Source organism: Streptomyces sp. 3211.6 (genome assembly GCF_003634815.1).
GTDB classification, from domain to species: domain Bacteria; phylum Actinomycetota; class Actinomycetes; order Streptomycetales; family Streptomycetaceae; genus Streptomyces; species Streptomyces katrae_A.
In genome coordinates, this window is record NZ_RBXC01000001.1 from 5,923,844 (window position 1) to 5,937,005 (window position 13,162).

Here is a 13,162-nt window from a genome sequence, read left to right on the forward strand (position 1 = left end):
ACGGGGGCATGGGCGTGCCGATCGGATTTGTCGACCGCGTGGAGCACCTGGACGAGCTGCGCTCGGTCGTCGCCGCGCTCGGGGACGGGCGGGGCGGGCAGGCCATCGCGGTCGACGGGGTGTCGGGCATGGGCAAGTCGGCGCTGCTGCGGGCCTTCGAGGCCGAGGCGCCCGCCGGCTGCCGCGTCGTGTCCACCCGGTGCCGCCCCGGTATCGGCCCCGACCTGATGTACGGGCCGGTCCTCGACCTGCTCCTGAAGCTGGGCGAGGCCGAGCCCCGGCGGCGCGGGCGCTTGCGGCGGATGCTCGGCGCCACCGGGCAGGGGGTGGTCCGTTCGGCCCCCGAGGTCCTCTCGGCGATCGTCCCGGGACTGGGGGCCGTGTTCACCCTGGGCCGGGAGATCACCGAGGCCTCCCTCGACTCCGGCTCCATGCCCTTCGACAGCCTCCTGCCCTTCCGGCACGCGGCCGCCCTGCGGATCGCGGAGGGCCTGCTCGAACTCGTGCGCCAGGGCCCGCCGACCGTCATCGTCATCGACGACGTCCAGCACATCGACGAGAGCAGCCAGCTCGTCCTGGACCAGCTGCTGCGCGCCCTCGCCCGCGAACAGCTGGCCGTGGTCCTGAGCCACGCCAGCGACGCCGCACACGCCGACGGCAAGGAGTCCAAGGTCGAGGCGCTGCTGCACAGCTGGGCCGGCGAGGGACTGCTGCGCCGCCGCACGATGCGCGGGCTGCCGCAGGACGCCATCGCCGAACTCGTCGCGCAGCGGCATCCCGCCGCCCCGCCGGCCCTCTCCCGCCGGCTGGCCGAACTGACCGGCGGACACGCCATCTTCGTCTCCCTCTGCCTCGACGAGTGGACCCCGCAGGACGGCGCCGAGGTACCCCTGCCGGCCAGCCTCTCCCGCGTCGTCGAGGAGCGGCTGCGCGCCCTGACCGACCAGGACCGGCTCCTGCTGGCCACCGCCGCCACCCAGGGCGACGTGTTCCTCTCCCACACCGTCGCCGCCGCGACGGGCCTGCCCCACGACCTGGTCATGGAACGGCTGCGGCTGATCGCCCGCGACCACCGCCTGGTCGTCCCCGCGACACCGCCCGCCTGGGCGCGCTGGGAGTCCGCCGACTGCTACCGCTTCGAGCACCGGGCCCTGTGGAGCGTGGTCTACACGGAGCAGAGCGCCGAGCAGATGCGTTCGCGGCACGCCCGCATCGCGCACGCCCTCGGCCAGGGCCCGCCGGAGACCATGTCGCTGGAGCGCCGCCTGGAGGTCGCCCGCCACCTCCGCCACGGCGGCCCCTCCTGCCTCCTCGCCTCGGCCGACGCCCACTTCGACCTCGCCCGCGACGCGGCCACCCAGGGGCTCTCCTTCGCCGAGGCCGAGCGGCACTGCGAGGAGGTCATCCGCGCCGTACGGCAGCTGCCCGCCGGCACCGAGGGCCGCGACCGGCGCCTGGTCCGCGTCGTCGAACTGCTGCTCTCGCTGACCGAGGTCCGCTGGCGCGGCCAGAGCACACCGGCCGGCGGCCCGGACATCGACGCCCTGGCCGCCGAGGCGGAGGCGGCCGCCGCCCGCTGCGCCGACCCCGACCTCGTCATCCGGGCCACCCTGCTGCGCGGCAAGACCCTGCTGGCCACCCGCGGCCTCGTCCCCTCCCTGGAGAAGCTGAGGGCGGCCGTCGAACTGGCCGAGGAACACGGCGACCCGGCCGCCCTGTTCGTGGCCCGCGTCGAGTACGGCCGCCAGGTCTCCAAGCGCAGGCTCGCCGACGGCCTGGCCCAGCTGCGCGAGGCCGAGCGCCTGTACGCGTCGGACCCGCGCCTGGGCGGCGGCGCCACCCCGGTCCTCCAGCACGCCCGCAACCTGGGCGAGATGCAGCTCGGCATCACCCTCTTCGACAGCGGACACCTCTCCGAGGCGCTGGCCCGCCTCGGGCGGTGCGTGGCCCGGCTGCGCGAGGAGCCGCTCAACGCGGAGCTGCCCATGGCGCTCAACTACCTCGCCCAGGTGCGCCTGGGCCTCGGCGACGGCACCGGCGCGGCGGAGGCGCTGCGCGAAGCCCTCGGCTTCGAGGCGGACCGGGGCGGCGACAGCGCCTGGCACGCCTACAACGCGGCGCTCCTCGCCCGGATCCTCGCCGACCGGCCGGAGACCCGGGACGAGGCCCGGCGGCTGATTGCCGACGCCTGGGCGGAGACCGAACGGACCTGGCTGGCCAACCTCGTCCCCATCGTCCGCAACCTCTGCGCCGAGGTCCTCCTCGCCGGAGCGGACGGGGACCCGCGGGCCCCCGGCGCCGCGGAGGCCCTCCAGGAGGCGGAACGGCTGGCTATCGCCACCTGCGTCGAGACGCGGCGCAGCGGCATGGTCCGCAGCGAGATCGCCGCGTATTGCCTGCGCAGCCGGATCCGGCTGCGCGGGGGAGACCCGGCCGGGGCCGTGGAACAGGCCCGGGAGGCCCTGAGGATGCTGGACGAGGTGGGGGACATGCCCGCGCTGCGGACGGAGGAGGTCCTCTGGCACGCCGGGCGGGCCCTCGCGGCGTACGGGGCCGGGGAGGAGGCCCGGGGGCTGCTGGGCCGGGCCCGGCGGGAGGTCCTGCGCAAGGCGGGGCTGATCGGCGACGAGGCGCTGCGCGAGCGGTTCCTGACCGCGGTGCCGCTCAACCGCTCGCTCCTCGCGGCCGACGGGGAGGGAACGTGCTGACCATCACCAAGGAGTTCCACTTCTCCGCCAGCCACGTCCTGGACCGGCTGCCCTCCTGGCACCCGTGCGCCCGGATGCACGGCCACAACTACGCCGTCGTCATCGAGCTCTCCGGCCGCCGCGAGGACCTGACCGAGGCCGGGTTCGTCCGGGACTACCGGGACCTGGACGCCTTCAAGCAGTGGATGGACGAGACCTTCGACCACCGGCACCTCAATGAGGCGCTGGGGGGGGGTATCTCCCCGTCGGCCGAGAACCTGGCCGTGTGGATCTTCGACCAGTGGACGGAGCGGATCCCCGAGCTGACGGCGGTCAGGATCTCGGAGACCCCGAAGACCTGGGCGGAGTACCGGCCGGCCAGGGGCGCCTGACGGCACCCCGGCGAGGCCGGCCGGCCCCGGGCGCGACTGACGGGCGCGACTGACGGGCGCGACTGACGGGCGCGACTGACGGGCGCGGCTGACGGGCCCTCAGGCGGGCCCGGGGGCGAGCCCGTCCTCGACCAGGCCGGCCAGGACCGCCTGGCCCAGGGCGTGGACGGCGGACTGGGGCCGGACCATCACGGTGAACTCCTTGATCCGGCCCTCCTCGTCGAACTGCAGCTGGTCGATCCCGTGGATCTGGCGGCCCGCCACCAGCGCCCGGAAGGGCAGGACGACCGTCGGGGCGGCCTCCCCGTCCGCGCTGGTCTCGGCCTCCCCCTCCAGGCGCCCCAGGTAGCGCAGGTCCTCGAAGGTGCGCAGCAGCACCCCGAACAGGCCCATGACCATGGCCTTGCCCTCGAACGGGACGAACTTCACCGGGCTGTAGAGGCGGACGTCCTCCGTGAACAGTTCGTCCAGCGCGGCGAGATCGCGCTTCTCCACGGCGGCGCGGAAGCGTTCGGCAGTCTCCATGACCCCTCCTGGAATGCGTGGTGATCCGAGTACTAGTCAACAATCGGACTAGTCACTTTCTTGAGTATGATGCCGACGGGTACGAGGAAAGGGAAGGGGGCCCGGCATGGCACTGCGGCACGCGGTCCTGGCGGCGCTGCTCGACGACGAATACAGCGGCTACCAGCTGGCGAAGGCCTTCGACATCAGCGTCGCCAACTTCTGGCACGCCCTGCCCCAGCAGCTCTACGCCGAGCTGGCCAGGCTGGAGGCGGACGGGCTGGTCGCGGGCCGCGAGGTGGTCCAGGAGACCCGGCCCAACAAGCGCCTCTTCCGGGTCACCGACGCCGGCCGCGCCGAGCTGGAACGGTTCGCCGAGGCCGCGTCCAAGCCGTCCTCCATCCGCGACGACCTCCTCGTCAAGGTCCAGACCGCCGACCGCATCGGCACCGGCCCCGTCATCGAGCAGCTGGAGCAGCGGGCGGCCGCCGCCGGGGCCAAGCTCGAACTCCTGGGCACACTCCTGCACCACATGCGCGGCGACACGGACGAGGCGGAGTACCTCCTGCGGGGCGAGCGGATCGGGCGGTACCTGACCTGCCTGCGCGGCCTGGCCTTCGAACGGGAGCACCGGGACTGGTGCCTGCGGACCGCGGCCGTACTACGGGAAAGGCAGCAGACGGATGCACAACGGTGAACCCCTGTGCTACGTCGCCCTGGGCGACAGCCAGACCGAGGGGCTCGGGGACGGCGACGACACGGTGGGCCTGCGCGGGTTCGCCGACCGGCTCGCCGAGCACCTCGCGGCCGTCCACCCGGGCCTGCTCTACGCCAACCTCGCCGTCCGCGGCCGGCTCGCCGGCCGGGTCCGGGCGGAACAGCTGGGCCCGGCCCTGGAGCTGCGGCCCGACGTGGCCACCGTCGTGGCCGGCGTCAACGACGTGCTCCGGCCCCGGTTCGACGCCGCCGAGGTGGCCGGAGAACTGGAGGAGATGTTCGCCGCGCTGACCGCGGCCGGGGCCCGGGTCGCGACCGTCACCTTCCCCGACGTGGGCCGGATCGCGCCCATGGCCCGGCCGCTGCGCCCGCGCGTGGCGGAGCTCAACGCCCGCGTCCGGGCCGCCGCCGCGCGCCACGGGGTCGTGGTCGCCGAGACGGGCCGGGCGGCCGTGGGGACCGACCCGCGTCTGTGGAGCACCGACCGGCTGCACGCGAGCCCCCTCGGCCACGCCCGGATCGCCGCCGCCCTGGCCGAGGCCCTCGCCCTGCCGGGAGCCGACGACACCTGGCAGCGCCCCCTGCCGCCCCGGCCGCCGCGCACCGCCGTCCGGGCGGTGGCGGCCGAGGTGGGCTGGGCGGCGGGCTTCCTCGGCCCCTGGCTCGGCCGGCGGCTGCGCGGCGCCTCCTCCGGCGACGGCCGCACCGCCAAGCGCCCCCGTCCGCTGCCGCTCGCCTAGTCCTCCGCGGCGGACCGCACCAGGGCGAAGACCGCCCCCTCCGGGTCCGCCACCAGGGCCAGCCGCCCCCGGATCCGGTCCCGGGGCGGGCTGAGCACCCGGCCGCCCAGCGCGGCGACCCGGGCGGTCGCCGCGTCGGTGTCGCGGACCTCGAAGTACGTCATCCAGTGCGGGCCACGGTCGTGCGGCAGGGAGCGGCCGACCCCGTGCACCGCCGCCACCGGCCGGCCGTCCAGCCGCAGGGTCAGGTAGTCGAAGTCGGCCGAAGCCGCCGGGTGCCGCTCGGCCTCGTGGCCGAAGACGTGCTGGTAGAACTTGCCGACCGTCGACGTGTCCTGGGTGACCAGCTCGTTCCACACCGGGGTCCCCGGCACCCCGTAGGGCCGCCCGTGGCCCGAGTCCTGCCAGATCCCGAAGATCGCCCCCAGCGGGTCGGAGCAGATCGCCACCCGTCCCTCGGCCCCGGCGTCCATCGGGCCCACCGCCACCGTCCCGCCGCAGGAGCGGATCGCCTCGGCCGCGCAGTCGGCGTCGTCGATGGCGAAGTAGGGGGTCCAGGCGACCGGAAGGTTCCGGTCGGGCGGCATCTCGCCGATTCCGGCCACCTCCTCTCCGTCGAGGACGGCCCGGACGCCCGGGCCGAGCTGCGCGGGTCCCGGCTCGTACTCCCAGCCGAACAGGTCGGCGTAGAAGTCCTCGGTCCTCCCGAGCCCGTGCACCATCAGGCTCACCCAGCACGGTGTGCCGGACGGCCGCCGCGAAGCCCCCGCTGCCTCGGTCATGTCAGCAGTCTCCTCCGTCGTGTCCCGAATGACGCCGCTGATGCTTCCACTCCGCGGGGCGCCGTGCGGCCCGACCGGGCCGGACGGGGCGGGCGCGGACGGAGATGACCGGATCACTGCGGCCCGTCGATGTCCGGCTTGTTACACGGGTGTCCGGCGGGGAGGAAGATGGGCCCATGACTGCGATTCTCTCGGCCTCCGCACTGATGGACGAGCTGGCCTCCGACCGCCCGCCGGTGCTGCTGGACGTCCGCTGGCAGCTGGGCGGCCCCGACCAGCGACCCGCCTACGAGGCCGGGCACCTGCCCGGCGCCGTGTACGTCGACCTCGACCGCGAACTGGCAGGTCCGCCCGGGTCCGGCGGCCGCCACCCGCTGCCCGAACCGGAGGCGTTCGGCGCCGTGATGCGCCGCGCCGGGGTCCGGACGGACGAGCCGGTGGTCGTGTACGACGGCGGCCAGGGCTGGGCGGCCGCCCGCGCCTGGTGGCTGCTGCGCTGGACGGGTCACCCGAACGTGCGAGTCCTGGACGGGGGCCTGGCCGCGTGGACCGCGTCGGGCGGCCCGGTGACGGCCGACGCGCCGACTCCGGGCGAGGGCGATTTCAAGCCAAACCCCGGCGCGCTGGGCCTGCTGGAAGCCGACGACGCGGCCGCCCTGGCCCGTACGGGACTGCTGCTGGACGCCCGGGCGGGGGAGCGCTACCGGGGCGAGGTCGAGCCCATCGACCGGGTCGGCGGTCACATCCCGGGCGCGGTCTCGGCGCCGACCACCGAGAACACGGGCCCCGACGGCCTGTTCCTGCCGGCGGAGACCCTGAAGGCCCGGTTCGCGGAGCTGGGCGCCACCCCGGACACCGAGGTGGGCGTGTACTGCGGTTCCGGGGTCTCCGGGGCGCACGAGGTCCTCGCGCTGGAGGTGGCGGGCATCCCGGCCGCCCTCTACGCGGGCAGCTGGTCGCACTGGTCCGCGGACCCCGCCCGCCCGGTGGCCACCGGCCCCAACCCCTGACGCGTCCGAGTCCGGCGGCGCCCCTCGGGGCTCCGCCGGACCGGGCTACTCCTGCTTCTTGCGCCGGGTCCCGAAGACGATCTCGTCCCAGCTGGGCACCGCCGCGCGGCGCCCGGGCCGGACCCCGTCGGCCTCGGCCTGCCGGTCGGTCGTGCCCGTCAGCCGTTCGCGATGACCCGCGACCGTCCGCGGCATCAGCACGTCCGCGTACGCCGCTCCGGCGCCGGCCGAGGCCGCCGCGGCCGGGGGCTCTTCCGTCCCGGCCTCCTCCTCCGCGTCGTCGGTCCGGTCCGGGACCACCAGGTCGCCCCGGAAGCTGGGGACGGCCTCCAGCAGGCTGGTCAGCGTGTCCCGTTCCTCCTCGGGCTCCGGCGCGGGCGGCGGGGCGGCGGGGCGCTCGATCTGCCGGTCGAGCGCGCGGTCCAGCGGCCGGTCGCGCGGCAGCCGGGCGATCCTCGGAACGAACGGGAAGCTCGGTTCCGGGGTCGACGGCAGGTCGTCCGACTCGCCGATCAGGGAGCGGGCCTCGTCGTCCACGGCGACGACCAGTCGGCGCGGCGGGTCGTACGTCCAGCTCGCGGAGTGCGGCTCGCCCACCACCCGGTAGACGAGCAGGACCTCCCAGGTGCCGTCGTCGCGGCGCCAGGAGTCCCACTGCACCGAGTCCTTGTCGGCCCCGCGCAGCGTGAGCCGTTCCTGCACGGCCTCGCCGAGCTGCGGTCCGGTGTTCTCCCCGGGGCGGCGCACGGGGGTCTTGCGGGCCCGCTCGGCCATGAAGGCGCGCTCGGCCAGGACCGGGCCCTCGAAGCGCCGGACCCGGTCGACGGGGATGCCGGCGAGCTGCGCGACCTCCTCTGCGGAGGCACCGGCCCGTATGCGCGCCTGGATGTCACGGGGGCGGAGGTGGCTCTCCACCTCGATCTCGATCTGGTTCAGGCGCGCGCGGTCATTGCGCACGGCAGCCCGCAGCCGCTCGTCGATCGGAAGCGTGTACTCCGTGCTGTCCGCAGCCTTGAGCACCAGTCGTGTTCCGTCATTCGAGACGGCCACGACACGCAGTTCGGGCATGGGGACCTCCCGGGTGGTGCCTGCCGACGTCACGTGCGTCGCTGCTTCCGCTAGTCGAGTGTGGCCTGCCCGGGTGCAGCCTGCCACAACCTTGCCGAGTTAAACCGGCGTGTCGGGCATGCGCCCTTGATCGACGTTATGGCACGGTTACCTGTTGGGCACGCACAGTGACCAATTGGTTACTGTGCGCAGCAGGAGCCCGTGCGATACCGCGGCATCACCGGTCTTGAGCGCCGCTTCTCCGTCAGCCGGCCCCCTCTCCCGGGTCCGGACATCCGAAAGGAAGGACGGCCCCAGGGCTCGCCACAGTACTCCATTCGGGCCACCTGGGTGGACCGCCGCGCCGCCGAACTTGTCCCGGGCGGCGGGAGTTGGCCTGCCCGGAATCGGGCCCTGAAGGCGGTCCACCTGCGTACGCGGCCGATTCGGGGTGTCCTGCTTCACAGAATCCACAGAAACGGAACTTCTCATTTCGCTCAGGTGTCGGTAACTGCAGGAAGAGGAGAAGCGCGAGGGGCAGGACACGCAGGGGATGGCGATGGGTCAGAAGACGGTAGGGGGAGGCGGACCGGGCGGTCGCGAGGACGAGGGCACGGGCGGAGGGCGCGCGAAGCTCGACCTGAGCGCGGCCCAGGTCGCGGGCAGCTCCCTCGCCACCGTCGCGGCCGCGCTGCTCGCCTCCAAGCTGGGCGTCTACGGCACCATCCTCGGCGCCGGCGTGGTCAGCGTGGTGGCGACCGCCGGCGGCCCGGTCATCCAGCACGCCTTCCGCCGCACCGGCGACCGGCTGCGCGAGGGCGTCCGTCCCAGGAGCCGTCAGGTCCCCGCGCCCGCCGGGGCGGAGGGGTACGCGGCCCCGCCGGCGGGGGAGTTCGGCGAGGCCACCGTGCACGGCACCCGCGTACGGGGCTGGAAGCGCACGGCGGTGGCCTCCGGGGCGGCCTTCGCCCTCGCCATCGGCGGCCTCGGGACGTACGAGGCCTTCGCGGGCACCTCCGTCAGCAGCGGCGGCGGCACCCTCCTGTCGGGCGGCTTCCGCACGGCGCCCGACCACCGCCCCTCCGAGCGGAAGGACGCCCCGGACTCGGGGGACCGCGGCGAGCGGGGCGAACAGGGCGGGAAGGGCGGCAAGGACGGCCCGGACGGGCGGAGCCCCGGCCCGGGGGGATCCCCGAGCCCGTCCGCCTCGCACGGCGGGCGCGGTCCGGACCCGGACCCCTCGCCCACCCCCTCCCGCTCGGCGGGCCCCGGCCCGGACCCGTCCCCCTCGGCCTCCCGGCAGACCCCGGACCCGGGCCCCGCCCCGAGCACCGGCGGCACCGGCGCACCGGGCGGGGGCGGCGGCGCCGGACGGGAGTGACCGGGCGTCAGTCCCCCAGCACCCGCCGCAGGTAGTCGTTGCCGAACAGCCGCTCCGGGTCCAGCCGGTCGCGCAGCGCCGTGAACTCCCCGAACCGCGGGTACGCCGCGGCCAGGTACTCCGCGTCCCGGGTGTGCACCTTGCCCCAGTGGGGGCGCCCGCCGTGGGCGGTGAAGATGCGCTCGGCCGCCGTGAAGTAGGCCTGGTACGGGGTGCCCCGGTACATGTGCACCGCGATGTACGCCGTGTCCCGGCCCGAGGCCGTGGACAGGGGGATGTCGTCCGCCGGGGCCGTGCGCACCTCCACCGGGAAGCTGATCCGCAGGTCGGAGCCGTCGACCATGGCCTTGAGCTCCCGCAGGGCCCCGACCGCCCGCTCGCGCGGGAGGGCGTACTCCATCTCCACGAACCGGACCCGGCGCGGGCTGGTGAACACCTTGTACGGGATGTCCGTGTAGGTGCGCGCCGACAGGGCGCGGCTGGCGATCCGGGCGATGGAGGGGATGGCCGCGGGGACCGCGCGGCCCAGCGAGTTGACGGCCTGGAAGAGGCCGTTGGACAGCAGCTCGTCCTCGATCCAGCCGCTGACCGCTCCGGGCGGGGCGGCGGGGCCCTGGCTGCGGTTGTTGCGCTTGGTGTTGCAGTTGCCGGTGTGCGGGAACCAGTAGAACTCGAAGTGCTCGTTCTCCGCGACGTGCTGGTCGAACTCGGCGGTCACCCGGTCGAACGGCATCGGCTCCTCACGGGCGGTCAGGAAGAACAGCGGCTCCACCGCGAAGGTGATCGAGGTGACGATGCCCAGCGCTCCGATGCCGAGCCGGGCGGCCGCGAACACCTCCGGGTTCTCCTTCTCCGAGCAGACCATCAGCCGCCCGTCCGCGGTGACCAGCTCCAGCGCGCGGATCTGCGCGGCGATGGAGGCCGAGTCGCGGCCGGTGCCGTGCGTGCCGGTGCTGGTGGCGCCGGAGACCGTCTGCTCCATGATGTCGCCCATGTTGGTGAGCGACAGGCCCTGAGCGGCCAGGGCGCGGTTGAGGTCCTTCAGGGCCGTGCCGGCCGCCACGGTGACCGTGCCGGCGCCCCGGTCCACCGACAGGATCCCGGTGAGCGCCTGCGGCCGTACGAGCACGCCGTCGGTGGCGGCGGCCGCGGTGAAGGAGTGGCCGGTGCCGACCGCCTTGATCCGCAGGCCCTCCGCGGCGGCCCGGCGGACCGCCTCCTGGAGCTCACCGACCGAAGCGGGGGTCACCGTGCGCGCCGGCGTGGCGCGGACGTTGCCCGCCCAGTTACGCCACGCGGTCCGCCCGTTCTCCGCTGCTGTCCCCGATGTCGCCGTCACGCGAGGGCTCCTCCCCTTGCGCCGGCCTCGTCAGCCGGCGGTAACCCGCGAACGCCACCGCCGCCGCGGCGATCCCCGAGGAGATCGAGACGACGTACCCGCGCTGGGCCCCGGCCGCGTCGATGACCAGACCGGTCACGGAGGAACCGACCGCGACACCGACTGCCAGGCCGGTGCTGATCCACGTCATGCCCTCGGTGAGCTTCGCGCGTGGTACGTGCGCTTCGATCAGGGCCATCGTGGTGATCATCGTGGGAGCGATGGCGAGGCCCGAGACGAAGAGCGCCACGGCCAGAAACGGAAGGTTCCCGGCCAGTAGGAGGGGGATCATACTCACGGCCATCGCACAGATGCCCAGTACCCACCGGCGTTCCGTCCGGCCCTTGAGGTGGAGCAGGCCGAAGACGATGCCCGCCAGACAGGATCCGGCCGCCCAGATGGCCAGGATGAAGCTGGCGGCGGATTTGTGGCCCTGCTCCTCGGCGAAGGCGAGGGTGGAGACGTCGATGGAGCCGAAGATGGCGCCGGTCGCCACGAAGGTGGCCGTCAGCACCTGGAGGCCGGGGGAGCGCAGGGCGGAGGAGCGGCCGTCCTCCTGGCCGCGCGGATGCGGCGGCGGCTCCGTGGCGCGCTGTGCGGTGAGCAGCCAGACGCCGACGAGCAGGCAGCCCGCGGCGATCACCGGGCCGGCCTCCGGGAACCAGGTGGTGGACAGCCCGATGGCCAGGATGGGGCCGAAGATGAAGCAGACCTCGTCGATCACGGACTCGAAGGAGTACGCGGTGTGCAGCTCGCGCGGCGCGTCCCGGTAGAGCTCGGTCCAGCGGGCGCGGACCATCGAGCCGACGCTCGGGACGCAGCCCGCGACGGCCGCGAAGACGAACAGGGTCCAGTCGGGCAGCCCGTTGGCGGCGGCCAGGACCAGGGCCGTGACGGAGGCGACGGAGACCAGTGTCGCGGGCCGCAGCACCCGCCGCTGGCCGTACTGGTCGACCAGCCGGGAGACCTGGGGGCCGATCACCGCGGCGGCCAGGGCCAGGGTTCCGGTGAGGGCGCTGGCCATCGCGTAGCGGCCGGTGATCTCAGAGATCATCGTGAGGATGCCGACGCCGACCATGGAGATCGGCAGCCGGCCTATGAGGCCGGCGGCGCTGAAGGCCTTGGTGCCGGAGGCCGCGAAGATCGCGCGGTAGGGACTGGGCAAGGTCTCTCCGTAAGGGACGTCATAGGCCCATACAGGTTACGACCGCCTCTGGGGCACCCGCACGGGGAAATCGGCGACACCGACATTTGAGGCGGCGGAACTTAGGGTCACCTTACCTGGAAGGCGTCCCGGCATGCGGACCGGCCGGTTCTCCCGCGCGCACCCCGGGTGGCAGGATTCGAGGCATGTCAGACCAGCTCCGTGCCCCCGACGCGCCCGCGGCCGAAGGCCTCGCGGCCCCCTACGACGCCCTCCTGCTGCTGTCCTTCGGCGGCCCCGAGGGACCCGACGACGTCGTGCCGTTCCTGGAGAACGTCACCCGCGGGCGAGGGATCCCGCGCGAGCGCCTCAAGGAGGTCGGGCAGCACTACTTCGGCTTCGGCGGGGTCAGCCCGATCAACGGGCAGAACCGCGAGCTGCTGGCCGCGCTGCGCAAGGACCTCGCGGACGCGGGGCTGGACCTGCCCGTGTACTGGGGCAACCGCAACTGGGCCCCGTACCTGACCGACGTGATGCGCGAGATGGTCCGCGACGGCCGCCGCCGCATCGCCGTCCTCGCCACCAGCGCGTACGCCTCCTACTCGGGCTGCCGCCAGTACCGCGAGAACCTCGCCGACGCGCTGGCGGCCCTGGCGGAGGAGGGCCTGGAGCTCCCCCGGGTGGACAAGCTGCGGCACTACTTCAACCACCCCGGCTTCGTCCGGCCCATGACCGACGGGGTGCTGGCCTCGCTCGCCGCCCTGCCCGAGGAGGTCCGGGACGGCGCCCACCTGGCCTTCACCACCCATTCCATCCCCACCGCCGCCGCCGACGCCTCCGGCCCGGTCGAGGACCACACCGAGGGCGGCGAGGGCGGGGCCTACGTCCGCCAGCACCTCGACGTCGCCCGGGTGATCGCCGACGCCGTCGAGGCCGAGACCGGCACGGCCCGCCCCTGGAAGCTCGTCTACCAGTCCCGCAGCGGAGCCCCCCACATCCCGTGGCTGGAGCCCGACATCTGCGACCACCTGGAGGCCCTGCACGCCGAGGGCGCGCCGGCGGTCGTCATGGTGCCCATCGGCTTCGTCTCCGACCACATGGAGGTCCTCTACGACCTCGACACGGAGGCCATGGCCAAGGCCGCCGAGCTGGGCCTGCCCGCCGCGCGCTCCGCCACCGTCGGCGCCGACCCGCGGTTCGCCGCGGCCGTACGGGAGCTCGTGCTGGAGCGGGCCGCCCGCGAGCGCGGCGAGCGGCCCGCGGAGTGCTGGCTGGGCAGCCTGGGCCAGAGCCACGACCTGTGCGCGGTGGGCTGCTGCCCGGCGCGCGCGCCCCGCCCGGCGGCCGCCGGCGCGGACAGCCCGTACGCCTAGGGGGAGA

Annotated in this window: 12 protein-coding genes; 7 read left to right on the top strand and 5 right to left on the bottom strand. The window is 74.5% G+C overall.

Annotated features, from left to right (window positions below):
- Positions 1-8: 8 nt before the first annotated feature.
- Complete coding sequence (locus BX286_RS27375) at positions 9-2,708, top strand: AAA family ATPase (RefSeq protein ID WP_398898814.1); 2,700 nt, start codon at positions 9-11, stop codon at positions 2,706-2,708.
- Positions 2,702-3,079: a 6-carboxytetrahydropterin synthase gene (locus BX286_RS27380; RefSeq protein ID WP_121016565.1), complete on the top strand. Its 378-nt coding sequence runs from the start codon at positions 2,702-2,704 to the stop codon at positions 3,077-3,079. Before BX286_RS27375 ends, BX286_RS27380 begins: the two co-directional genes overlap by 7 nt.
- Positions 3,080-3,178: 99 nt before the next feature.
- Here the strand turns inward: BX286_RS27380 and BX286_RS27385 are convergent, their stop codons facing one another.
- Positions 3,179-3,604 carry a nuclear transport factor 2 family protein gene (locus tag BX286_RS27385; protein ID WP_079430167.1) on the bottom strand — a complete coding sequence of 142 codons (426 nt, stop codon included), beginning with the start codon at positions 3,602-3,604 and terminating at the stop codon, positions 3,179-3,181.
- A 106-nt stretch (positions 3,605-3,710) separates the two neighbouring features.
- On the opposite strand from BX286_RS27385, the gene BX286_RS27390 reads away from it, so the two are divergent.
- Positions 3,711-4,280: a PadR family transcriptional regulator gene (locus BX286_RS27390; RefSeq protein ID WP_121016567.1), complete on the top strand. Its 570-nt coding sequence runs from the start codon at positions 3,711-3,713 to the stop codon at positions 4,278-4,280.
- Positions 4,267-5,040, top strand: coding sequence for an SGNH/GDSL hydrolase family protein (locus tag BX286_RS27395; RefSeq protein WP_121016568.1), 774 nt, complete (start codon positions 4,267-4,269; stop codon positions 5,038-5,040). Before BX286_RS27390 ends, BX286_RS27395 begins: the two co-directional genes overlap by 14 nt.
- Here BX286_RS27395 and BX286_RS27400 read toward each other — a convergent pair.
- Positions 5,037-5,822, bottom strand: a complete 786-nt coding sequence (locus BX286_RS27400; RefSeq protein WP_079430170.1) for a VOC family protein — start codon at positions 5,820-5,822, stop codon at positions 5,037-5,039. The two genes, BX286_RS27395 and BX286_RS27400, sit on opposite strands and share 4 nt — an antisense overlap.
- Before the next feature lie 176 nt (positions 5,823-5,998).
- Here BX286_RS27400 and BX286_RS27405 point away from each other — a divergent pair, with 176 nt between their 5' ends.
- Complete coding sequence (locus BX286_RS27405; RefSeq protein ID WP_100862701.1) at positions 5,999-6,832, top strand: sulfurtransferase; 834 nt, start codon at positions 5,999-6,001, stop codon at positions 6,830-6,832.
- 45 nt (positions 6,833-6,877) lie between these two features.
- On the opposite strand, the gene sepH is transcribed toward BX286_RS27405, so the two are convergent.
- Positions 6,878-7,900: a septation protein SepH gene (gene sepH, locus BX286_RS27410; protein WP_079430172.1), complete on the bottom strand. Its 1,023-nt coding sequence runs from the start codon at positions 7,898-7,900 to the stop codon at positions 6,878-6,880.
- 538 nt (positions 7,901-8,438) lie between these two features.
- Between sepH and BX286_RS27415 the strand changes: the two genes are divergently transcribed.
- Positions 8,439-9,260 carry a hypothetical protein gene (locus tag BX286_RS27415; protein ID WP_261993519.1) on the top strand — a complete coding sequence of 274 codons (822 nt, stop codon included), beginning with the start codon at positions 8,439-8,441 and terminating at the stop codon, positions 9,258-9,260.
- Between the two features lie 7 nt (positions 9,261-9,267).
- Here the strand turns inward: BX286_RS27415 and BX286_RS27420 are convergent, their stop codons facing one another.
- Positions 9,268-10,599 (bottom strand): D-arabinono-1,4-lactone oxidase, encoded by a 1,332-nt coding sequence (locus tag BX286_RS27420; RefSeq protein WP_121016572.1) that lies wholly within the window; start codon positions 10,597-10,599, stop codon positions 9,268-9,270.
- On the bottom strand, positions 10,547-11,803 hold the full coding sequence (locus BX286_RS27425) for an MFS transporter (protein WP_079430175.1): 1,257 nt from the start codon (positions 11,801-11,803) through the stop codon (positions 10,547-10,549). The genes BX286_RS27420 and BX286_RS27425 overlap by 53 nt, the downstream gene beginning before the upstream one ends.
- Positions 11,804-11,988: 185 nt before the next feature.
- Here BX286_RS27425 and BX286_RS27430 point away from each other — a divergent pair, with 185 nt between their 5' ends.
- Positions 11,989-13,155, top strand: coding sequence for a ferrochelatase (locus BX286_RS27430; RefSeq protein WP_100862700.1), 1,167 nt, complete (start codon positions 11,989-11,991; stop codon positions 13,153-13,155).
- Positions 13,156-13,162 lie beyond the last annotated feature (7 nt).